Origin of the sequence: Bradyrhizobium sp. 87, assembly GCF_023073015.1 — a bacterium.
Taxonomy (GTDB): domain Bacteria; phylum Pseudomonadota; class Alphaproteobacteria; order Rhizobiales; family Xanthobacteraceae; genus Bradyrhizobium; species Bradyrhizobium canariense_D.
The window spans coordinates 21757-45292 of record NZ_JADPIQ010000032.1; the positions used below are offsets into that span (position 1 = coordinate 21757).

The window sequence follows — 23536 nt, forward strand, 5'->3', positions numbered from 1 at the left end:
CGGTTGGGCACTCCGCCTACTTCGGAAACAGCTTGTCGCGAATGTAGCGCGGGGTTGGGGTCATTTTCCCGCGCGGCTTTCGCCATTCTGCCCCGTCGAGCTCCTTCTTGTCGCCGATCTTCAATCGGCCGGAGGGCTTCATGCTCAGGAAGATCGCATCGCTCATCCTTCGGCCGGACCTGCGGTTCTTGCGTCGACTTCCTTCCAAAGCATCACCTCGCCAAGCCTGAGCTTAGGCAGTTCCCCCATGATCTCGCGACGGAGACACTTTCGCTCCCTCTCGCCGGCCCTTCTGAGGCCGCCCAGAGACATCCAGCGCTAGTCTCGCCTCCGCCGAACCAGGAGACCCTGCCGTTCTTCGCGACGGCAAACTTTGATGACTTCGCCATTCTTAGTCCGCCAGCTCGACCGCGAGGGGTTGATGGTCGGAAGCATCGGTTGCTTTGTTGACCTCGATTCTGCGCACACGACTGACCAGATCCTCCGCACGAAAATGAAATCGCGACAGTCCGGCCCGTCGGCGCACTGCGCGCGTCGTAGATCCCGCACGTCGCCGCCCGCGGGGCGCAGGACTGATTGGCGGTCCACGCATCTCGATAATTCGGTCGGGGCCGGCTGGCGCGGTCAATGCTGTCGTATGATGTCGAGGCACAAGCAAGCGGCAAGCTCATTCAGTTGGGCCAGCGCCTGATCAATGGCTCCGGCAAGAAGATTGCCGTCGAGTTCTTCGCAAAGTGCAAGGACGCGGCTGTGGCTGATTAGAGCGACACCGCCACTAGCGCGAGTCGGCTGACCGAAAGGCCAGCTGACCTTCCATTCAGACCTTCACGCCAGCCCAACCATCCACCCTTTCGACCATGCGCGTGCAGTCGCGCGCCGGCCCGCAGGTCGCATTAGCTATCACCAGGAACGCTGAGCGCGCCGCCGACGAGCATCGGCACGCCCATGGCTTCGGCCTCTTCAACTCACAGCCGCACATCCTTGTAAGGAAGGCCGGTCGAGAAGGCGAAGTCGAGGTTCGCGGGATGATGTGCTTCGGAAAGTTATCCTGCGTGGCACTGTTGCGTCCGCTGCTCTTATTGATGACGTCGGCCATGATGCTCCGATCGAGGCCCGCCTTGACCCCATGACGATGGCTTTCGATGAGATCGCCATGTCCACCAGAGCAAAGGGCGCTGGAACACCGAGGCCTACCGCTGAACAGGCATTCTAGAAGGCCGTTCAGGGCGATCGTTCCTCGGGTCGCGGGAGACCACATCTTCCTCATTACCGCCCCTGCTACCCTTCGGAACCCCGGAGATATGGCGGATCCGCAACGTCGTTGGCTTTCAGATCGCGCGGAAGAACCGTCAGCAGCAGGACGGCACAGAGCACGCACAAGCCGCCGATCACATAGAGTGCCGGCGTCGTGCTGCCGCTCAAATCATTGACTGAGCCGACCATGACCGGACTGACAATACCACCTACCTGCCCCAGCGTGTTGATCAGCGCGATTCCACTCGCAGCGCCAGCTCCGGTGAGGATCTTCGGAGGCAGCGTCCAGAATGTCGGAATGGCCGCGACCACGCCGCCGCCCAGGATCGCGAGCGCGCCAACCAGCGTGATGACGTTCCTGTCGAATACACCGGAGGCGAAGAAGCCTACCGCCGCAGCGAGAACCAGGCCTGCGACAAACTTCGGGCGTTCGCCTGACGCGTCCGACAAACGTCCGACGACGATCATGCAGATCGCGCCGCAGATATAGGGCACGGCGGTCAGAAAGCCGATGGCGGCTGCGCTGCCTCCGCCGGCCGCCTTGATCAGATCAGGCGTCCAGAAATTGAGGCCGTAAGAGGCGATTTGGATCAGGAAGTAGATGAATCCGAGCAGCAACACGCCCGGCATGAGCAGCGACTGCCATGCCGAGTGTTCGCCGATCTCGGTCTTCTGGCGGTCCAGCTGAACCGTGATCAACCGGCGCTCGTCGTCGCTCAACCATTTGGCCTGCTCGATCCCGTCGTCGAAGCGCAGCAGCACGACGAAGCCGAGCGCGACACATGGAAGACCACCGGCGAGGAACAGCCATTGCCAGCCGGCGAGACCGTGCAGCCCGTTCAGGTAGTTGAGGATGAGACCCGAGATCGGCGCGCCGATGATCCCTGAAAATGCCGTGGCGAGAAAGAAGATGGATGTCATGCGGCCGCGATGCGACTTTGGAAACCAGAGCGTCAGGTAATAGAGAATTCCGGGAGCAAATCCCGCCTCCATGGCGCCGATTACGAAGCGCAGCGCATAGAACTGCCACTCGTTATGAACGAAGACCATCGCCGCCGTCGCCAGGCCCCAGGAGATCATGATGCGCGCGATCCAGCGCCGTGCGCCGAAGCGATAAAGCAGCACATTGCTCGGCACCTCCAGCAGGACGTAGCCGACGACGAACAGGCTGGCGCCAAATCCGTAGGCGGTGTTGCTGAGGCCGAGATCGGCCTGGAGCGCGGCCTTGGCGAAGCTGATGTTGACGCGGTCGAAGAACGCAAAGAAATAGCAGACGATGATCAGCGGCATCAGCCGCCACGCAATCTTCTTGATGACCTGATGTTCTGTGAGCCCAGCATTGAGGTCGGCAGTCGCCGCCGTGGCAATCGTCATGGTTTCCTCCAATGTGTTTTGAATTTTGATAGTGATCGCTCAGCCCGAGCGTCGCAGCCGCTCCGGGATGGGATGTAGATCGAGGGGACGGCCGGCCTTGGCGACCTGTCCCGGCACCTCATGTCCGACCAGTCCAGGCAAGCGGAACGAGAGATCGATCAAGCGCTGCAGGTCGAGACCGGTTCGCAAGCCCGTCTCGTGACAGAGATTAACGAGGTCTTCGGTACAGACATTGCCAGTGGCGCCCGGCGCAAATGGACATCCACCGAGGCCGCCCAGTGCAGCGTCAAAGCGGCGCGCGCCGATGTCATAGGCAGCGAGGACGTTGACCAGCCCAAGTCCGCGCGTGTTGTGGAAGTGAAGCGTAAGCCTATCCGCAGGGACCAGCATCAAAGCCTGGGCCACCAGCTGCGAGACCTGATTGGGATTGGCCATGCCCGTGGTATCCGCGAGCGTGACGCCATCAACCCCGAGATCGAGATAGCGCTTGACGATATCGAGCACCTTCGCGAATGGCTGCAGGCCTTCGAACGGACAGCCGAACGCCGTCGCAACCGTCGCGTTGACCAACGCGCCGCCTGCATGGACCGGCTTCACGATCTCGCCGAGCGACGCCAGCGATATCGCATGTGTCATGTTCATGTTGGCGCGGTTGTGCGTCTCGCTCGCCGACATCACGAAATTGAGCTCGTCGGCACGTGCCGCCAACGCCAGTTCTGCGCCCTTCCGGTTCGGGATCAAGGCCGTGTAGACGGAGCCGGGCCGCCGTTCGATGCCGGCGAAGACGTCCGCGGCGTCGCGCAGCGACGGCACGGCCGCTGGTGACACGAACGACGAGACCTCAATGCGGCCGAAGCCAATCGCAGAGAGCGAATTGATCAGCCGGATTTTTTCGTTGGTTTCGACCCATTTCGCTTCGATCTGAAGGCCGTCGCGCGGAGCGACTTCCTGGATCCGGATGTCGGGCGGCGTTGCCGTCATCTCACCGCTCCGCTCCGGCGCAGCTGCGCGATATCGTCCGCCTGCATGCCGAGCCCCGTCAGCACCTCGTCGGTATGCTGTCCCAGCGTCGGTCCGGGCCATTTGACCGCACCCGGCGTGTCGGAGAGCTTTGGCGCGATGCCCGGCATCTTCACGGTGACGTCGCCCGGCAGCTCAATCGGCAGGATCATGTCGCGGGCGGCGTAATGGGGATCGTCGACAATATCGGCTACGGAATAGATCCGGCCCGCGGGAACGTCGGCAGCATCGAGAAGCGCGAGGATCTCGTCCATCGTTCGCTGCGAGGTCCATGCAGTGATGGCAGCATCGAGCAAGGCGTTGCTGCGGACGCGCCCGTCATTGCTGGCAAGGGCCGGATCATCGGCAAGGTCCGGCCGCCCGATGACCAGCATCAAGCGCTTGAAGATCGCGTCGCTGTTGCCGGCGATCACGACATGGCGCCCGTCGGAACTTGGATATGTATTGGATGGACTGATGCCCGGCAGGGTGCCGCCGGTGCGTGTCCGGACGTGGCCCATGAGGTCATATTCCGGCACGAGACTTTCCATCAGATTGAACACGCTCTCATAGAGGGAGACGTCGACGATCTGGCCGCGGCCCTGCCCCGTCTTGACGCGGAACAGCGACATCAGCGCGCCTATCACGCCGTGGAGCGAGGCCAGGCTGTCGCCGAGGCTGATGCCGACCCGGGCCGGCGGGCTGTCCGGGTCCCCCGTGGTGAAGCGCAGCCCGCCCATGGCCTCTCCAATCGCTCCGAACCCGGAGCGGTCGCGATATGGCCCGGTCTGCCCGTAGCCGGAGATGCGCACGAGTGTCAGGTCCGGATTGAGCTTCGACAGCACATCCCAGCCGAGGCCGAGCTTCTCGAGGGTGCCCGGCTTGAAGTTCTCAATGAGGACATCGGCTTGCGCGGCCAGCCGCAGCGCGACCTCGCGACCGTCAGGTGATTTCAAGTCGATCGCGATTGACTTCTTGTTGCGCGATTGCAGGTACCACCACAGCGAGGTGCCCTGATGCAGCTTGCGCCATCTGCGCAACGGATCCCCGCCGCCCGGCTGCTCGATCTTGATGACCTCGGCGCCGAACTCAGCAAAGAGCCGCGCGGCGAACGGCGCCGCGATCAAAGTGCCAAGTTCGACGACTCGTATTCCGGATAATGGTCCGTCCACGTCTGGCGCTCCCTCGATCGTCTTTGATCGTGGTGTCGCCGAGCGCAGGGCCTTAAGTCCAATATCCTTTGATGAACACGCGTTCGCAGATGACGAACGACGCGAAGGCGGCCATCAGTGAGGCTTGGTTCCCGGCAGTCGCAGATGATCGAGCATCAACTGGCTTGTCGCCGACAACCCCGCGGGATCCCTGGCCACCAGCACTAGTTCGCGATCGGCCCAGTCGTCGCTCAATTCGACGGCCGTCAGGTTCATGCCGTGACTGAGGACCTCGAATGCACGGTCGGGAATGAGGCCGATCCCCATGCCGGCCTGCACCATCCGGCACACCGCATCAAAACCCGGCACGTGGACCCGCAATCGGATCGACTTGCCGATCTGCTGCGCGGTGTATTGCGAGCGCAGATAGATCGAGCTGGTCGCAAACAGGCCGACATGGTCGTAGTCGAGGGTGTCGGCGAACGAAACGTCTCTTGCCGACGCAAGCGGATGGTCAGATCGCACGACGATGACGAGGCGGTCCCGCCGATAGGAGAACCGCTCCAGACCGCGGGTCGACACGTCGGCCGAGCAAATGCCGATTTCGGCTACCCCCTCCTCGACGCCGCGAACGACATCGGCGCTTGGGCGCTCCTGCAGATCGAGCCGCACCAGCTCGTGGGAGCGAAAGAAGCCGGGCAAATCGTCGGGAAGGAATTCGACGATCGACGACAGATTGGCCAGCATCCGCACATGCCCGCGCACTCCGTGCGCATGCTCTGCCATATCGACCGCGATTTTCTCGACGTTGAGCAGCGTCACGCGCGCATGATGCAGCAGAGATTCCCCTGCCGGAGTCAGCGCCATCCCATTCGGCTGCCGCTCGAACAGGGCGACCCTCAGCACATCCTCGAGATCATGCATGCGCTTGCTGACGGCGGAGGGGGCGATCGCCTCCCGCTGCGAGGCGCGGGTCAAATTGCCCTCTTCGCAGATGGCGATGAACAGTCGCAGGGTCGTAAGGTCGATCCGTCTGGCGATGTTGGTCTTCTGTGTCCCGCTCGCTGAGCGAGACGAGTGCGCTTTTTCCTGCATGGTCGTTTCCCACCGCAGGATGATATAGCGTTCGGCGCCCCCGGATTTCTCAAAATCCACGACGAAAACAAGCTATCTTGGAATCCTATGCCAATCTCAAGTGAAAATCGATCATTCTTTTCCAAGCCATCGGCCAACTAATTCAACGTACGAACCTGTCCCTGCGGCTCATCGCGGCGACGGAGTTCACCGACCGTCCTTCTTGAGGTGCACCGCCTCGAATGGATGCCGATTTTCCTGCCTGCGCTGTGGTTGTTCGCGATGTATTGGAGCACGCCATGGGCGGCCGCTTTCGGCACCGTGTGGATCCTTTCGTATCATCTATTGCATGGGCTACGCATCGGCCGCTGAGCGGCGTTTTGCGGGTTTCTTCATTCAGGCCATGGCGGCACTCGTGCTGCTCTTGGGAGCTTTTGGCCGGATCATTTATCTCATGTTGGTGTAGCCTAACACGCGAGCGGGTCAGGCATCACGCTCACTGATGGAGGACAGTTCACTGGTTTCAATCGGCGAAGAATCTGGATCATCGAAGGCGACATTGTCAGCTTTTACGGTTTCCCTTATCCAACCCGCAGTGTGGCGATCCGACTGCAAGATGGATGCCTCTGGATTTGGTCACCAGTAGAGCTGACCAATCAACTTCGGCAGGATGTCACCGCCATTGGTTCGCCAACCCATTTGGTTAGCCCCAATAAACTGCATCATCTCTATTTGAAGAGCTGGCAAGAGGCATTTCCTCATGCGAGATTGTGAGGGCCTGCATCTACCTTGAGAAAGCGGCCCAATCTCAATTTCGAGCCACCCCTTGTGGATGAAGCACCAAGCCATTGGGCCGGCCAATCGAGCAATGCTGGGTTCGAGGGTCGTTCATGATGGATGAGATTGTCTTCTTCCATCGGAAATCTCGCACAGCAGTACTGGCGAATCTTTCAGAGAACTTTTCGAACAGGTGGCTTCTGGAACACTGGCTCCCTGGCAACGCTGGCTCGCGCGCGTTTCCGGTATTACAGAGGGAAAAGGGTATGCCCCTCATGATTGGCGCTCCGCTTTTCTGCGACGGAAAGTGCTCCGCCAGGCCAGGGCAAAGATACTATCCTGGGATCCTTCCATGGTAGTAATGGCGCACGGTGAATGCCAGTTCCGCGACGGCAGGGAATACCTCGTCCGAGCATTTGAATGGATGGACTGAGCGCCCGAGCGCCGCGGGGACGATCCTGTGCGAATCTCGGCACCGGAATCATGCTTGTTCTCTTCTTGGGGGCCAAAAGGAAGTCAGGACGCGCCGGAATATGCGATTGTTCAATCCATTCTCCAAATCGTGACCACCTAGAGCCAATCAGGGCAGAATACCGAAAAGTACACATTTGGAACAACGACCGGAGCAAGGTTCACAGGGTGGGACCGCAGTGCAACTCTGGTGAATCTAGCGCGACGTCAGCTTCACGGATATCCTTCTTGAGGTGCACCGGCGCTACCCCCGACACCCGAAGACAATTGATCCGGCGATAGCGCGCGCCTGCTGATCACGCAGGTCGTCAGGATCGAGCAAAGATGCGGAGACTGAAGGATTGCTCCTCGCGCAAGCCCAGAACGTTTAGCACAGCAGAGTTATTCGGCTAGATTGTGCTGCTGCCAGCGCAGCAGGTAGGCCTGCAGTCGCCAGATCAACGCGGATAGCGCAACGCCGACCAGCATCAACACGATGACCGCGACCATCATTCCCGAGGCCTCCGCGCGCGCCTCGGACTCGATGATCAGGCGCCCGATGCCCCGTTCTGCGCCGATGAATTCACCGACAATGACCCCTATCAAGGCGAAGGAAATCGCAGGCGTCAACGAGGCAAAGACCCAGGCCATGGTCGAGGGAATTACCACCGTGCGGGTGATCTGCCACTCGCTGGCGCCTAGCAGCCGGGATGCGTTGACAAAGCCCTCGTCGATCGAGCGAGCGCCCTCGAACGTGTTGAAGAACACGAGAAAGACGACCACGATCCAAGACGTGACGACCTTCGACGTGTCGCCGATGCCGAAGGCCAGCACGATGATCGGTGCCAGCGCGATGCGGGGAATGGAGTTCACCGCCGTGATGAACGGCTGGAAAATGGCGCTCAGCCGGTCCGAGCGACCCAGCACGAGTCCCGCGGCAAAGCCGCTGCTGACGCCGGTTACGAAGCCGAAGAAGGTGTTCTTCAGGGTGACCGCGGTGGCGATCCAGAGATTGTTCTCGGATCGTGCCATGCAGCGGGCGAATTCGCCATTGAACCAGCCGTTGAACATTCCGAGCTTGGATTTGAGGCAGCTCAGGATCAGGAAATGTTCGAAGATCTGGGATGGCTTGGACACGAAATAGGGGTCGAGCAGATCCGGCACCAACCAGGGAAGGCGGCTGTGCAAATCGTATCCCCACTGCCAGATCGACAACAAGCCGATGCAGATCAACACCTCCAGGCCAGGGTTCTGCCGGGGCGGCGACCTCGTCTCATGGCTTGCGGCCCTTGATGAACTCCTCGCCGAGCGAGTGCCAGATCAGCTGGAACAGCTCGGCATAACGCGGCGTCTCACGGATCTTCACCGCATTGCGCGGGCGGGCGAAATCCACCTCGAAGGTTTCCTTGATCTGGCCGGGCCGCGCCGAAAACAGAATGATGCGGTCAGCCAGCGTCAGGGCCTCCCCGAGATCATGGGTCACGAACAGCACTGTCTGCTGCTCGCGCTCCCAAATGCGAAGCAGCACGTCGTGCATGTCGATCTTGGTGTGGGTGTCGAGCGCGCCGAACGGCTCGTCCATCAGCAGAACTTGCGGTTCGACGACCAGCGTTCGCATTAAGGCGGCGCGCTGGCGCATGCCGCCCGACAATGCGGAAGGGTAGGCATCGCCGAAACCCTCCAGTCCGGCTTGCGCGAGGCAGGCGCGGACACGATCCTTTCGCTCCGCCGCCGGGACACCGGCCAGCTCCAGGCCGTAGCCGATGTTGTCGGCGACGGTGCGCCAGGGAAACAGGGTATCGCGCTGGAACACATAGCCGACGTCAGACGTAGCCCGTCCGGGAACGACAGGCGCACCGTCAATCAGGATCTGTCCGCTCGTCGGCTTGACCAGGGTCGCGATCATGTTGAGGACGGTGCTCTTGCCCGAACCGGATGGCCCCAGAAGAGCAACAAACTCGCCGCGCCGGACATTGAAGGAGACGTCGCGCACCGCCTCGATGGCGGCTCCCGCCAATTGAAAGGTCTTGCACAATCCGCGCACGTCGATGCGCTGCATCTCCGGCGATGCAACGGACCGCGGCGCGGGTAAGACCTGCACCGTCAAGCCGGATAGGCCTTGCGTGCCGCTTCGATGAAGCTGGTGTTGACGACGTCGGCCATCGCCAGCGGCTTGATGCCGGTCATTTCACGGAACCAGACTTTCTCGCCGCGCGCGAAGCTGGCCGCATCGATGATGCATTCGTAGTCGGTGACCTTCTTCATGACCGCAATGTCGACAAGGTTCGCGTCGCGCGACGTACTGCCGACATAAGGCTCGATCGCATCATAGATCTCTTCGGGAGAATGCCCCTTGATCCACTGGGTTGCGCGCCACAGCGCCGTGAGGCACGCCTGCATCTTCTGCGGGTCCTTGTCGATGGTCGACTGCAGGGTGAAGTGAGACGTCACGGGGACCTTGCCGCCGATGTACTTGGCCCAGACCGTCTCGTCGGTTCCATCGAACAACAGCGCGCCCCAGCCCTGCTCGATCGAATCCTTCAGGATCGACGGCGAGTTGATGAGAACATCGACCTGCTTCGTCTTCAACGTGCCCATCATGGTGTCGACATTGCCGGTGCCGATCCAGGTCACCTTGTCGTCCAAGCCCATGGTTTCCATGTAATAGGAGGCCCAGACGTGATTTGTGCCGCCCAACGAGGATACCGAAACGATCGGCTTGCGTCCGTCAGGCCGCTTCCACTTCGCCAATGCCTCCAGGCTGGTGATACCCTGGTCGAACAGATCCTTACGGATGATGAAGATCGCGGCGTTGCTGCGGGTATCGACCGGCATCAGCACCCGCGCGCTGCGGCCGTGATTGCTGAGCTGCATCGGGTGGGTGATATCGCCGATGCCGATATCGCCCTGCGACGAGGCGATGATCTCGCGCGTCTTCACACCGCTGCCGCCCTGGATCAGCTTGCAGTCGAGGCCGGCCTCCTTGAAGAATCCGGCCCGATCCGCGACGAACTGAGACTGATAGATCGGAATGGCCACCGGATAGATCGCGCGGCCCGATGGGGTATCCGCCCACACTCGCCCTGCCGCCATCGAGGCACCGGCGCCCGCGACGATCGTCAACACGGCCCGTCTGCTGACCCGAGTTCTCATCACGCGTGCTCCCTCTCTCTGCCGACCACCTTGTCGAGCGCGTTCAGCACCGCATCGCCCATCTCCTGGGTCGAAAGTCGTTTGGCGCCGGGTTCGGCAATATCGGCCGTTCTTGCGCCCGCAGCCAGCGCCGTGTCCACGGCCGTCTCCAGTAGCGTGGCATCATCGGGCCGATTGAGGGTGATGCGCAACATCATCGCGACGCTAAGGATCGAGCCGAGCGGATTGGCGATGCCCTTGCCGGCAATATCAGGCGCGCTGCCGTGGACCGGTTCATAGAGCGCCTTGCGGCGTCCGAGCCGGTCCGGCGGCCCGAGCGAGACTGACGGCAGCATGCCGAGCGAGCCCGACGCCATCGCGGCGCAATCGGAGAGAATGTCGCCGAAGATGTTGCAGGTCACCATGACGTCGAACTGCGACGGCGCCCGCACGATCTGCATGGCGGCGTTGTCGACGTAGAGGTGCGTCAACTCGACGTCCGAGAATTCCGCTTCATGCAGCGCGGTGACCTCCTCGCGCCACAGCACGCTGGTTTCCAGCACGTTGGCCTTGTCGACGGAGCAGACCCGGCCCTTGCGCGTCCGCGCCAACTCGAACGCGGTACGCGCCACCCGGCGGACCTGGCTGGTGGTGTATTGCTGGGTGTTGAAGCCGCGGCGCTGGCCGTCGGGAAGGGTTTCGATGCCGCGCGGCTCGCCGAAATAGATGCCGCTGGTGAGCTCGCGGATGATGATGAAGTCGACATCCTTCAGCACCGCGGCCTTGAGCGGCGCGGAATCCGCCAGCGCCGGATTGGCGACGATCGGCCGGAGATTGGCATAGAGATCGTATTTGCTGCGCAGCGACAGCAGGCTTCCCGCCTTGCGCGCGGCCGGAGGCACTTCCGTGGTTTCCGGGCCGCCGGTCGCGCCCCAGAGAATGGCGTCGGCCTCCTCCATCGCCGCGACGGTGTCATCGGGCAGCACCTTCCCGGTCGAAAGGTAAGGGATGAGACCGTATTGCGCTTCGCGCAGAGCGACCGGGATACCGCGCCGGGCCGAGAACCATTTGAGAATGCGATGCGATTGGTCGGTCACCTCCGGACCGATGCCTTCACCGCCGACCACCGCGACCTTGATCATGTTCGAAAGCGTATTCATGCCTGATGTGTCCTGACGATTATCTTGCCGATTATCCTGCAAAGTGAATCCACGGCCGCGCGTCGCGGTCGGATGCCTGGAAGGCGCGAATCTCCTGCTCTCGCCGCAACGTCAGCGAAATCTCGTCGAGGCCTTCGAGCAGCCCCACACGGCGGCGCGGGTCGATCTCGAAGGCGTGCCGGACGCCCGACGGTGAGGTGACCGTCTGCTCCTCCAGGTCGACACTGAGACGTCCCGCGCCCTGGCTCGCTTCGATTTCCGCGGCGAGGCCGTCGATGACGGCCTTGTCCAGCACCACCAGGAGGATGCCGTTCTGGAAGCAGTTGGCGAAGAAGATGTCGCCGAAGCCGGATCCGATGATGGCGCGAATCCCCATTTCCTGCAGCGCCCACACCGCCGCCTCGCGCGACGAGCCGCAGCCGAAATTCGGACCCGCGACGAGGATTTCCGCACCGCGATAAGGCTCGCGATTGAGGATGAACTCCGGATTGTCCGAGCCATCAGGCAAATAGCGCAGCGAACCGAACGCCCATTTGCCGAGACTGCCGCGGACGGAATTTCCGATCATGCGGTTGATGCTGATGATGACATCGGTATCGACATTGGTGCGCATGATCGGCGCAGCGGTCGCGGTCAGTTTTGTGAAGGCTTGCGCCATCTAGCGCTCCATGGTTCGGACGTCGGCGATGGCACCGGACACCGCCGCCGCAACGGCCATGGCCGGGCTCGCCAGGTGAGTGCGGGCGCGTGGCCCTTGCCGGCCGATGAAATTGCGGTTCGAAGTCGACACCGAGCGCTGGCCGGGCGGCACCGTCTCGCCGTTGGCAGCAAGGCACATCGAGCATCCGGGCTCGCGCCATTCAAAGCCCGCGTCGATGAAGATCTTGTCGAGCCCCTCGGCGACCGCATCTCGCTTCACGGTCTCCGAACCCGGCACGACCCAGGCGCGCACGCCCGGCGCAACCTTGCGGCCACGCGCGACTTCCGCAGCCGCGCGCAGATCGCTGAGGCGGCTGTTGGTGCAGGAGCCGATGAAGACCCAATCGACCTTGGTGCCGGCGATCGGCGCGCCCGGCTTGAGGCCCATATAGTCGAGCGCGATCTCGATCGCGCAGCGGCGCGCCGGATCGGCGATATCGGCGGGATCCGGGATGCGGCCATCAACGCCGAGGACATGCTCGGGACTGGTGCCCCAGGTGATCTGCGGGATGATGGCCCCGACGTCGATCGAGACTTCGCGATCGAACACCGCGTCGCTGTCGCTCCGAAGCGTCCGCCACGCCGCGACGGCGCGGTCCCACATCTCGCGTTGCGGCGCATAGGGGCGGCCGCGGATGTAAGCAAACGTCGCCTCATCCGGCGCGATCATCCCCATCTTGGCGCCAAGCTCGACCGAGAGGTTGCAGATGGTGAGCCGACCTTCGACCGGCAGGTCCCGGATCGCACTGCCGGCATATTCGACTGCATAGCCGGTGCCCCCGGCGGCGCCGACACGGCCGATCAAGGCGAGGATGAGATCCTTCGCGGTGACGCCGAACGGCAGCCGCCCGTCGAATGTCACGCGCATGGTTTTCGGCCGGCGCTGGATGATGGTCTGGGTCGCCAGCACATGCGTGAGCTCGCTGGAGCCAATGCCGAAGGCGAGCGCGCCGAGCCCGCCATGGGTGCAGGTATGGCTGTCGCCGCAGACGATCAGGCAGCCGGGTAGGCTGAGACCGAGTTCGGGACCGATGACATGGACGATACCCTGCCCGGGCTGGTCGAGGTCGAACAGCCGGATGTTGCTGGCGGAGGTCTCAGTCCGTAACGCCGCCAGCAGATCCCACCCGGTCTTGATGGTGCCGGCACGCCCCGCCGCCGTCGAAATCGCATGATCGGGCGTGGCAAAGGTCAGCTCGGGATTATGGACCGGAATGTTGCGGCTTTTGAGGTCAAGCAGGCCGCGGGAACCGCCGAGGTCGTGCAACAGATGGCGATCCACGTGAAGCAGATCAGTATCATCGCTGAGCTGAGCGACGACATGCTGGTCCCAGATTTTGGCCAGCAGCGTGCGACCGTGCGTGTCCACGATCGTCCTCCCATGTTCGGCATCTGATGTGCCGTAGTGCTGCCGATCATGCGGACCGACGGCGATGTCGGCGAGCAGGATAGAAGTCCGTCTCAAGAATGTGCAGTGACGGTTTGGCAGCGAGCCATCGCGGCCGGCGATGGCAGGGGCTTGACAGGGGCGCTTGCAGGAGCGACGTCAGCCCCTGCCCGGCACGACCGTCAGCCGGTCGGAGACGTCGCTCGCGACGGGACGCGCATCGGCATGGATCCGCAGACGGTCTACCAGCAGCTTCGTGACTGGGGGCAGCGACTTGTAATCGCGCACGCCCATGACCAGCTCGCGTCGCGCCCAGGGCTCGTCGAGCGGGACGGTGACGAGACTGTCGACGCCGTAGCGGTCGCGAACGATCTCCAGCGGCACGATGCCGACCCCCATCCTGGCATCGATGACGCGGAACAGCGCATCGAAACTGCTGACGCGGATGCGCACCTTGAGGTGCTGCCCGAGCGCTGCGGCCGCCCTAACGCACAGCGTTTCAATCGAGCTGCCCTTCTCCAGGCTGACGAAGTCGAAATCGACCAGCTCGCGGAAGCGAATGCCGCTGCGGCCCGCCAGCGGATGGTCGCGCGTGACCAGCGCGACCAGGCTGTCGCTGCGATAGGACAGCACCTCCAGATCCTGTCCGTCGATGTTGCCGCCGAAGATGCCGATGTCGGCCCGGTTCTCCACCACCGCGCGCACGATCGCCGGGCTGAGATCCTCCTCGATCTCGATGTGGACCAGCGGATGCCGCTCCAGGAACACGCTGAGCTCGTCCGCCAAGGCTTCGAGAATCGCGGACTTGTTGGCACAGACCCGGATGAGACCGCGCTTGCCCTGCCGGTATCCCGTCAGCTCGGTCTCGAGCTTGCTCAGATTTCCAAGGATGATGCGGGCGTGCTCGAGCAGCGCGAAACCGGCCGGTGTCGGCTCGATCCCTTTGGAGTGGCGGTGCAGCAGTTCGACCTGGAAGCGGTTCTCGATATCAGAGATGCGGCGGCTGACCGCGGACGCAGCGATGCTCTTCTTCTCCGCCGCCTTCGCGATACTCTGCTCCTCGACGATCGCCACGAACAATTGCAGGGTCAGCAGATCGATTTTGGCCGTCATCCGCAAGATCCTCGGGCGGGTCTCTGACGCACGCATTGTGAAGAAGTTTGGCAGCTGGTCGCAAGTCCGGTGTTAGATCGCGCTTCACTCGGGACAAACAATTCCATTTGCGGGGTACACCTTTCACGGCGGTTGACATGGCGGAAAAGACACGGAATTTTGGGACGTTTTATGCCGTTCTGCCGATTTCCTGAAAAATGGAAGCCGGCGGGTTGTGGCCTACAGCATCGACTACATCGCGGACTACTTCGATGATAGCCGCTGCAGAACGCGCGGATGTGTCCCTCGCGTCCAACACTTACATCCGGGGCTTCGACGGACTCGACTCTAGAGTTCTTGTTATGTTCTAATGCGGCATGACTGACCGACCTGCCAGCTGGCGCATGCCGACCCGGAAGCAAATGGAGAAGATGGCCGCTGCCGTCGCCAGAAAGGGCCCTCCGGGACCCGTATCGGCTCCGGACGAGGATCTCCCGCCCGAATACTGGCGAGCTCTATTGGAAGACGCCCGTGCCGAAGGCGGTTCGTTGAATGATGGCAAAGCGGGAGTCCGGACGCGGCTGGCCCAAATTCCCCAGCATTTACTGAGGGTAGGCTGTCGGCGCTGCGGCAGAACCGTCGAAATCCAAAAAGCTGACGCGGCCCGCCTGTACGGTCGGGACGCGATCTGGAAGGACGTCGGCCAGCGTCTCCTGGACAACACCTGCACGCAGCGGACCGGCCGCCATGAGGAAGACGGCTGCTGGCCGGCCTACGACGTCCCTTAGGCAGTCGGGACGCCGTGGCCCACAAGCACCATCCGACGCCCCTCTCCGGAGGTGACCGCAAGGCCCTCGCCAAGGAACTCGGCAAGGCCCGAGCGATGACGACGATTCTGGCCGCGCAGTCCGCCGAGGCCAGGGCCAAGGGCGAGGCTCTGATCCGGACGGCGGACAAGCTGCTTGCGGAAAGCTGGAACGAGCGCATGTGGTCGGACGGCGAGCCGATCGACCCGTCCCCGACGATCGACCAGGCGATCAACGGTAGCTATAGATGGCTCCAGATCGAATGCTCACGCTGCAAGGGCGCCCGCAACGTCGATCTGGCGACGCTTATCCATGCATCGACGACATTCGTGCACGACCTCGCGAGCCGCTTGCGTTGCCGGGAGTGCGCCAAAGCCGGGAAGCGACCGCCTGCCACCCTGCTGCAGCTGCGGCAGCGGGCCCGGCATCCGGATCCGGAGACCTGACCACCGTGTGCAATCTTTATTCGATCACAACCAACCAGGCCGCCATCAGCACGCTGTTTCGCGTCGTCAACAGGTACGTCGGTAACCTTGCGCCGATGCCGGGCGTCTTTCCAGATTATAAGGCGCCGATCGTCCGGACCGGCGCCGATGGCCGCGAGCTCGCTACCGCGCGCTGGGGCATGCCGTCATCGTCGAAAGCATTGATGGACGCCACCAAGAAGCGGGCCGAGAAGCTGCAAGCCAAGGGCAAGACCGTCGACTTCAAGGAATTGCTCCGGATGGAGCCTGATTCCGGAACCACCAATATCCGCAACGTGAAGAGCAAACACTGGGCGCGGTGGCTGGGTCCGGAGCACCGCTGCGTCGTGCCGTTCAACAGCTTCAGCGAGTTCAACAAGACCGAGGGCGGCGACATCTGGTTCGCCCTTGACGAGACCCGTCCGCTCGCGTGCTTCGCCGGCATTTGGGCCAACTGGACGTCGGTGCGGAAGGTGAAGGAGGGCGAGACGACCAACGATCTCTATGCGTTCCTGACTACCGAGCCGAACGCCGAGGTCGGTGCCATCCACCCGAAGGCCATGCCAGTGATCCTGACGACGCCCGACGAGATCGAGACCTGGATGACGGCGCCTGCGGAGGAAGCCCTGAAGCTGCAGCGGCCGCTTCCGGACGGAGCGCTCCAGATCGTCGCCCGGGGTCTGAAGGAAGATATCCCAGCTTCGCCTTCGTGACTCCGCGGACGCCGAGCGCTGGGCAATCAGGAGAGCTGGAGCTCGTCGAGGCGATTGACTTCACTCATACCATTCGAAAAAAAATAGAACAAATGATTCCAACCGCGAAGGTCCGCTTGGCCAAACTGCCGCAACTGCCCGTCTACTATTATCTTGACCATTTCGCCGAAATGCTCGGGTTCGTGCAGCGAACGTACGAACCCGTGCTTGGTCCGGACCATCACGCTTTCATGGCGCGCTTCGAGCGCCTCTCGAGAGATGCCCGATGCCTGTTGATCCGCATGATCAACCGGCGTGGTGCGATATTCAATCGGTCCCTGTTCGACTACCCCGAGATCGACGATATCGAGCAAGCCACGTCGGATCTGATGATGGTTGGTCATGCCCGGGTGCTCGGCGAAGTCGACTATGCCGGGTTCGTCGCGTGTCTTCCCAAAGATGTCCTCTTCACCGGAGCACAGGCGGCTGGGCGCAAAGACGTCCGCAAGTCTTGGGCCAAAGCCAAGTTCATCGACTATTATATCGAACAGATCCCCTTCTCGACGGCCGCGCAGCACTGCGGCGCCCGGAAATTCATCGCTCTGGACGGCACGCGGCCAATCGAATTCCTGCTCTATCTCTACTTCGGCAAGACCGAGGTGAACCTCAAGAACTTCGCGCTGCGGGACCTGGGCATCCTCCACACCAACCGCGAGACCGCGTTCAGCGCCCGCTTCACCGATGCCGAGGAGGCGCTTGCCTCGTTCCACTACAGTCAAATTCTCGACAGCCTTGAGGAAGGATCAGAGCCTGTCCACAGGCGGGCCGCCATCGACGTGCTGTCCGGGCCTGCCTGCGGGACACAGTACGGCAAGGACCTCCGCAGCCGAGCGGCTCATCAGACCGGACTTTTCTTCGAGAAAGCGGGCGAGAGCGATCTTGCCCGTCAGCTCTACCGCGCGGGGTGCTCGCCGGACTGCAACGAGCGCCTGGTCCGCCTGCTTTACAATAGCGGAGATCGCACCGGAGCCGAAGACCTGCTGCAGCTGATGATCGATGATCCCGCCAGCGACGGGGAGCACGTTTTCGCGACTGACTTTTACGCTCGCAAGTTCGGAGGGAGGCGCACAGGCGTCTATACCGAACTGCTGCGGTCCGGGCGCACGATCACTGTCGACGACACCCATCGCGGCAATCCAGAAGCAGGGGTCGCCGGCGTTCTGCGGCGCAAGGGCACCAAGGTCTTTTTCACCGAGAATGTGCTGTGGCACACGCTGTTCGGCCTTCTCTTCTGGGACGAGCTCTTCGAGAGCACCCGAATGCCCAGCGAGTTCGACTGGCTACCCCATTGCCTGAAGGACCGCAGCTTCCGGCGGCTCTTCGCCGTACCGATCGACGAGAAACTGGCTGCCATCGCATCCGGAGCTTCTCTTCCGTTGATCCTCCGCACCGTCGCAGCAAAATGGGGCCGCCCGAATGGGGTCTTCAGCTGGGATCATGTGCAAGTGGAGGCGCTCCGCGCGCTGCTCGAAGGATGCGATCCAAGTGCTATAGCCAGCATCGTCCGCAGCATGTGCGACGATTTCCGCGGCATGCGGGACGGTTTCCCCGACCTGATGCTGGTGCAGGACGGCAAGGCGTCCTTCATGGAGGTCAAGGCCGAGGGGGACGTGATCCGCCGCAACCAGCTGACCCGTCTCCGCCAGTTCGGCGCTGCCGGCATCATCGGCGAGATCGGTCGGGTGGACTATCGTTTCGACCCCGAGCAGGACTACGTGGTGGTCGATATCGAGACGACCGGCTCCTGGTCGAATGGCGATCGCATAACCGAGATCGGCGCGGTGAAGGTTCGCAATCACTGTGTCGTCGACGAGTGGCATTCTCTCGTCAATCCCCAACGTTCCATTCCCGCGAAGATCGTTCAGCTGACCGGCATCACGAACGAAATGGTTCGGGACGCACCTTTGTTCGCGGAGGTAGCGGACCGATTCATGGAGTTTATGGGGGACGGCATTTTCGTCGCCCATAATGTCGGCTTCGACTATGGTTTCATGGCCTACGAATTCGAAAGAATCGCGCGGCGCTTCAGATTCCCCAAGCTCTGCACGTGCGCCGGAATGCGGCGGCGCTTTCCGGGACACAAGTCCTACGGACTCGGGAAGCTTTGCGAGATATATGGCATCTCGCTCGACAATCATCATCGAGCCTTATGCGATGCGCGGGCCTCGGCGCAGTTGTTGAATCTCATCAACAAGAAGCGGAGCGAAGAGGGGCACCTCGAAGCAGCGTAGCAATTCAAACCAAGCAGGTGACCGGCCAAGTTCCACTGCGATCATGTTTTTTCTGATAATACGAAATATCACTTGCTCCGTCGGGCAAAACAGTGGTTCATAAGGCGCTGGTCCTAGCAGGACGAAGGAGCCAGCCCGATGGCAAATGACGCCGATACATCCTCGGAATTGTCCAAGATTGCGAAGCTGAATGGTGACTTCCGAAGGAACTACGGCACGCTCATCGGAGCGATTTTGTATCTCCGCACCGTGAGCGCCGCCCGCCGAAGCCCTTGGCTCTGGGCCGGCCTGATTTCGATCGCTTTTTCGACGGTGCTGAGCTGGTTGGGGCGGCACGGTTGGTTTTTGCCAGCGTTGTCTTGATGGCGCCGAACAATGCCCCCTTTTCCTGGTAAAGCGCGCCCCGATGTCGACGAAGGGAATCAGATGAGAGCCAGACGTAGCGTCCTGACCTCAACGGGGCAGGCAACAGCACGTAATCCTCGATCTCCCGATTCGCCGCATCCAACCGCATCACGGCAAGTAGGCCCGATGAGATCTGCCTACGGTAGGCTTTCCATTGCGCCGCGTGGTCCTTTCCACGATGCGCCAGTCGTCGCGCGACGAGAAACGAAACTACGCGTGAGCCTCCGACGTCAAGCCCTATGCCGTCCGGAAGAAGATCAGCCTGGAGGCCAAGTTCCGTTCGCAGCGCCTCCGCGAGTTCGGTGGCATGCCTCGATTGTTCGGCGGCGCAAAAATTCCCGGGTATCAATCCAGTCGCAGTCGCGCGGGGACACATATCCGATCAGCGCATAGGCCTTCCGCAGCGAACCGAAGTGCTTCACGTACGAGGAGACGTGATTGAGACCGAGCGTCGTATTGATGATGTGCGAGTTGAGTTTACCGCGCCGGCGGAGCGTGAGACGAAGGCGCAACAGCATCTCTTCTTCCGGAATCTCCACGCGTCGATCGGCCAGCAGCTTCTGGGCGCGAGCGAAGATCCCCTGGTCCACGATAGGCTCGATCGCCGCAGCACCTCGGACCCAAGCGTTATCCGGATTCTTGACCAGCTTCTGGCCCAAGCGTCTTGAGGTGCGATTGTAGACGGTCTTGCCGATGTAGTTCTCGTTCCCGAGAATGGTGGGTATCATGAGGCCGTAGCCGACGGGAGCGCCAACGCGGTACCCGAGGCTCGCGACCCGGCAGTGTCCCGCGTGCACCTTGACGGAGAGCTCCCGGCTCCACTCGGCGGCCATCCCGCGCTTCAGGCTTTTTGCGATCCCGGAAACAAAGGTGCCGTCGTTCTTGAATATCTCCGCACAGTATTCGACCTGAACGCCGCTCCGCTTGCACAGGAACTCGTAGTAGGCACTCTCGTCGACATCCTGGAACCGGCCCCAGCGACTGACGTCGTAAACGAGGATGTGGTCGAAGGCGGCTCGGCCCGACTGAACATCTTCGATCAGTTCGATCAGACCTGGCCGTCCCTTGATCCGGAGGCCGCTGCGGCCCTCGTCGCGATAGGTGCGCACAATCGTGAGCGTGTTCGCCTCGGCATAGGCGGCGATGGCCGCCATCTGGTTCGCGGTCGAGTAGCGCTGGAGCTCCCTCGACATTCGGACGTACTGCGCAGCACGGCGCGCCCGGGTCCGCCTCGCCAAGCTTGTCCCTTTGGGACAACGAGCCAGTTACCCATGCAGCCTTCCTGCCATTCAGAGGTACCCGCGAGTGGAAATACACCTCGCCCGGTCGGGATAGCAATCTTCCAGAAGGACTGGGCGCGCCTCATGCCGGCGCCGGAAATTGGCGTTTGTCACCTCATTCGGCGGGCTCAGGGACATGCTGAACACGTTCGATCTGCTCGCGGATCCGCGGCGGAGTACGGCCGTGGTCGTGCGGTAATCCGAAGCCCTTCACCAGTCCGAAGATCGCCGGGATCACGATCAGCGTCAGCAGCGTGGAAGAAATCATCCCCCCGATCATCGGCACCGCGATGCGCTGCATGATTTCGGAACCGGTCCCGGTGCTCCACATGATCGGCAGCAGCCCCGCCATGATCGCGACCACTGTCATCATCTTGGGCCGGACACGCTCCACGGCGCCCTCCATGATGGCATCGTAGAGATCGCCGCGGGTCAGGGGTCGCCCCTCGGCGGCACGCCTCGCCGCGGTCTCTGCGAAGGCCTGGTTGAGGTAGATCAGCATCACAACGCCGGTCTCCGCCGCGACGCCGGCGAGGGCGATGAAGCCTACGGCGACCGCCACCGAAAGATTGAAGCTCAACCACCACATCAGCCAGAGCCCGCCGACCAGCGCGAACGGCAGCGACAGCATCACGATCATCGTCTCGGTGATTGAGCGGAAGTTCAGGTACAGCAGCAGGAAGATGATCAGCAGCGTCACCGGCACCACGATCTTCAGCCGCGCGGTCGCCCGCTCCAGGTACTCGTACTGGCCGCTCCACATCACGTAGTAGCCGGCCGGAAACTGGATGCTGGCCTGCACGGCGGCTTTGGCGTCGGCGACGTAGCCGCCGAGATCGCGATCGCGGATGTCGACGTAGATGTAGGTCGCGAGCTGCCCGTTCTCGGTCCGGATCGAGGTTGGCCCCCGCGCCGACGCGACCTTGGCGACCTCGCCGAGCGGTACCGCGCCGCCAGCGGGCATCGGCACCAGCACATCGTTGGCGATGGCCTGCGGATTGTCGCGCAGATCGCGCGGATAGCGCATGTTCACGGTGAAGCGCTGCCGCCCTTCCACGGTCGTGGTCACCGTCTGGCCGCCGAGCGCAGTCGCGATCGTGTCCTGAACGTCCTGGACCATGATGCCGTAGCGCGCCAGCACGGCACGGTCGGGGGTGACTTCCAGATAGTAGCCGCCGATGCCACGTTCGGCATAGGCCGATGAGGTGCCCGGCACGGCCTTGAGGACCTGCTCGATCTGCTTGGCGAGCTTGTCGATCTCGACCAGGTCGGTCCCGATCACCTTGACGCCGATCGGCGTTCGTATGCCCGTGGACAGCATGTCGATGCGGGCCTTGATCGGCATGGTCCAGGCGTTGGAGACCCCGGGAAACTGCAGTGCCTTGTCCATTTCGGCGATCAGTCCGTCGATGGTCATGCCGGGCCGCCACTCCTCCTTGGGCTTGAGGTTGACCACCGTCTCAAACATCTCGGACGGCGCCGGATCGGTCGCCGTCGCGGCGCGCCCCGCCTTGCCGTAGACCAAGGCCACTTCCGGAAACGAGCGGATGATCCGGTTTTGGATCTGCATCAGTTCGCCGGCCTTCGTGACCGAGATGCCCGGCAGCGTGGTCGGCATGTAGAGCAGCGTGCCTTCGTTCAGGTTCGGCATGAACTCGGTACCGAGTTGCCGCGCCGGCCAGATGCTCACGGCCAGAATGGCGAGCGCGAGCACGACCACCAGCGTCTTGGCGCGCATGACGCCCTTGATCACCGGGCGGTAGATCCAGATCAGGACGCGGTTGATCGGATTCCTGTGCTCCGGAACGATCCGCCCGCGCACGAAGATCACCATCAGAGCCGGCACCAACGTCACCGACAGGAGCGCGGCGGCCGCCATCGAGAACGTCTTCGTGAACGCCAGCGGGCTGAACAGCCGCCCCTCCTGCGATTCCAGCGTGAAGATCGGCATGAAGGACACCGTGATGATCAGCAGGCTGAAGAAAAGTGCAGGCCCCACCTCCGAGGCGGCGGCGATCAGGACGTCGATCCTGGGCTTTCCCGGCTCGGCGCGTTCGAGGTGCTTGTGGGCGTTCTCGATCATGACGATGGCCGCATCGACCATGGCGCCGATCGCGATCGCGATCCCGCCGAGGCTCATGATGTTGGAGCCGAGCCCGAGCAGCTTCATGGCGCCGAACGCCATCAAGACCCCGATGGGCAGCATCAGGATCGCGACAAGGGCGCTACGCACGTGCAGCAGGAACACGATGCAGACCAGCGCGACCACGACGCTTTCCTCGAACAGCGTGTGCTTGAGCGTGTCGATGGCCGCGTAGATCAGGTTGGAGCGATCGTAGACCGGCACGATCTCGACCGACTTCGGAAGGCTGGAGGCGATCTCCCGGAAGCGCTTCTTGACGTTCTCAATCACCTCCAGCGCATTGAGGCCGAAGCGCTGTAGCACGATGCCGCTGGCGACCTCGCCCTCCCCGTTCAGCTCCGTGATGCCGCGCCGCTCGTCGGGGCCCAGTTCGACACGGGCGACGTCGCGCAGCAGCACCGGCGTCCCGTTGTTCGTCTTCAGCACGATGTCGCCGAGGTCGTTGATCGACTTGATGTAGCCCTTGCCGCGGATGACGTACTCGAACTCGGACAGTTCGACGGTCCGGCCGCCGACGTCGGCGTTGCTGGCGCGGATGGCATCGCGCATCTTCTGCATGGTGATGCCGCGGTCGCGCATGCGTTGCGGATCGAGGACCACGTTGTACTGCTTGACGAAGCCGCCGACGCTCGCAACCTCGGCGACACCCTCGGCCTTCGCCAGTGCGAACTTCAGATTCCAGTCCTGGATGGTACGGGTGTCGGCGAGGTTCAGTTCCTTCGATATGACCGCGTACTGGTAGACCCAGCCGACGCCGGTCGCGTCGGGGCCGATCGTGGGGCTCACGCCGGCAGGCAGGCGGGCGCCGGCGCCGTTGAGGAATTCCAGCACGCGCGAGCGCGCCCAGTAGATGTCGGTGCCGTCCTCGAAGATGACGTAGACGAAGGAGACGCCGAAGAAAGAGAA

The 23536-nt window shown here is 62.4% G+C and carries 18 protein-coding genes and 2 pseudogenes; 6 read left to right on the forward strand and 14 right to left on the reverse strand.

Annotated elements, in window-relative coordinates:
- Window positions 1–16: 16 nt before the first annotated feature.
- A pseudogene (locus tag IVB50_RS08625) lies at window positions 17–389 on the reverse strand (NUDIX domain-containing protein).
- Between the two features lie 235 nt (window positions 390–624).
- Between IVB50_RS08625 and IVB50_RS08630 the strand changes: the two are divergent.
- A pseudogene (locus tag IVB50_RS08630) lies at window positions 625–762 on the forward strand (SRPBCC domain-containing protein); the annotation flags it as partial.
- 516 nt (window positions 763–1278) lie between these two features.
- Here the strand turns inward: IVB50_RS08630 and IVB50_RS08635 are convergent.
- The 11 genes from IVB50_RS08635 to IVB50_RS08685 all read right to left on the reverse strand — a co-directional run bounded on the left by IVB50_RS08635 (window position 1279) and on the right by IVB50_RS08685 (window position 14570).
- Window positions 1279–2628 carry an MFS transporter gene (locus IVB50_RS08635; protein WP_247295492.1) on the reverse strand — a complete coding sequence of 450 codons (1350 nt, stop codon included), beginning with the start codon at window positions 2626–2628 and terminating at the stop codon, window positions 1279–1281.
- 39 nt (window positions 2629–2667) lie between these two features.
- Window positions 2668–3609: a hydroxymethylglutaryl-CoA lyase gene (locus tag IVB50_RS08640; protein ID WP_247295494.1), complete on the reverse strand. Its 942-nt coding sequence runs from the start codon at window positions 3607–3609 to the stop codon at window positions 2668–2670.
- Window positions 3606–4799, reverse strand: a complete 1194-nt coding sequence (locus IVB50_RS08645; RefSeq protein ID WP_247295496.1) for a CaiB/BaiF CoA-transferase family protein — start codon at window positions 4797–4799, stop codon at window positions 3606–3608. Before IVB50_RS08645 ends, IVB50_RS08640 begins: the two co-directional genes overlap by 4 nt.
- A gap of 114 nt (window positions 4800–4913) precedes the next feature.
- The gene (locus tag IVB50_RS08650; RefSeq protein WP_247295498.1) at window positions 4914–5873 is read right to left on the reverse strand and encodes a LysR family transcriptional regulator; all 960 of its coding nucleotides are present in this window, start codon (window positions 5871–5873) and stop codon (window positions 4914–4916) included.
- A gap of 1608 nt (window positions 5874–7481) precedes the next feature.
- Window positions 7482–8267, reverse strand: a complete 786-nt coding sequence (locus tag IVB50_RS08655; RefSeq protein ID WP_247295500.1) for an ABC transporter permease — start codon at window positions 8265–8267, stop codon at window positions 7482–7484.
- 85 nt (window positions 8268–8352) lie between these two features.
- Entirely contained in the window at window positions 8353–9138 is a 786-nt protein-coding gene (locus tag IVB50_RS08660) for an ABC transporter ATP-binding protein (protein ID WP_247295502.1), read from the reverse strand.
- Window positions 9139–9182: 44 nt separating this feature from the next.
- Complete coding sequence (locus IVB50_RS08665) at window positions 9183–10205, reverse strand: ABC transporter substrate-binding protein (protein WP_247295504.1); 1023 nt, start codon at window positions 10203–10205, stop codon at window positions 9183–9185.
- Window positions 10206–10231: 26 nt separating this feature from the next.
- Window positions 10232–11371: a 3-isopropylmalate dehydrogenase gene (gene leuB / locus IVB50_RS08670; protein ID WP_247295506.1), complete on the reverse strand. Its 1140-nt coding sequence runs from the start codon at window positions 11369–11371 to the stop codon at window positions 10232–10234.
- Window positions 11372–11402: 31 nt separating this feature from the next.
- Window positions 11403–12029, reverse strand: coding sequence for a 3-isopropylmalate dehydratase small subunit (gene leuD / locus IVB50_RS08675; protein ID WP_247295510.1), 627 nt, complete (start codon window positions 12027–12029; stop codon window positions 11403–11405).
- Complete coding sequence (leuC, locus tag IVB50_RS08680) at window positions 12030–13439, reverse strand: 3-isopropylmalate dehydratase large subunit (RefSeq protein ID WP_247295512.1); 1410 nt, start codon at window positions 13437–13439, stop codon at window positions 12030–12032.
- Window positions 13440–13616: 177 nt separating this feature from the next.
- Window positions 13617–14570: a LysR family transcriptional regulator gene (locus tag IVB50_RS08685; RefSeq protein WP_247295514.1), complete on the reverse strand. Its 954-nt coding sequence runs from the start codon at window positions 14568–14570 to the stop codon at window positions 13617–13619.
- Window positions 14571–14926: 356 nt separating this feature from the next.
- Here IVB50_RS08685 and IVB50_RS08690 point away from each other — a divergent pair, with 356 nt between their 5' ends.
- The 5 genes from IVB50_RS08690 to IVB50_RS08710 all read left to right on the forward strand — a co-directional run bounded on the left by IVB50_RS08690 (window position 14927) and on the right by IVB50_RS08710 (window position 19165).
- Complete coding sequence (locus IVB50_RS08690; RefSeq protein ID WP_247295517.1) at window positions 14927–15337, forward strand: hypothetical protein; 411 nt, start codon at window positions 14927–14929, stop codon at window positions 15335–15337.
- Between the two features lie 14 nt (window positions 15338–15351).
- Window positions 15352–15801, forward strand: a complete 450-nt coding sequence (locus IVB50_RS08695; protein WP_247295519.1) for a hypothetical protein — start codon at window positions 15352–15354, stop codon at window positions 15799–15801.
- Window positions 15802–15806: 5 nt separating this feature from the next.
- Window positions 15807–16532, forward strand: coding sequence for an SOS response-associated peptidase family protein (locus IVB50_RS08700; protein WP_247295521.1), 726 nt, complete (start codon window positions 15807–15809; stop codon window positions 16530–16532).
- A 116-nt stretch (window positions 16533–16648) separates the two neighbouring features.
- Window positions 16649–18802, forward strand: coding sequence for a 3'-5' exonuclease (locus IVB50_RS08705; protein WP_247295523.1), 2154 nt, complete (start codon window positions 16649–16651; stop codon window positions 18800–18802).
- 138 nt (window positions 18803–18940) lie between these two features.
- Window positions 18941–19165 (forward strand): hypothetical protein, encoded by a 225-nt coding sequence (locus IVB50_RS08710; protein WP_247295525.1) that lies wholly within the window; start codon window positions 18941–18943, stop codon window positions 19163–19165.
- Window positions 19166–19464: 299 nt separating this feature from the next.
- Here the strand turns inward: IVB50_RS08710 and IVB50_RS08715 are convergent, their stop codons facing one another.
- A complete protein-coding gene (locus IVB50_RS08715; protein ID WP_256465345.1) occupies window positions 19465–20445 on the reverse strand; it encodes a recombinase family protein in 981 nt (326 codons plus the stop codon).
- 157 nt (window positions 20446–20602) lie between these two features.
- Window positions 20603–23536 (reverse strand): CusA/CzcA family heavy metal efflux RND transporter (locus IVB50_RS08720; protein WP_247295530.1); only part of this gene is annotated, 2934 nt, incomplete at its 5' end.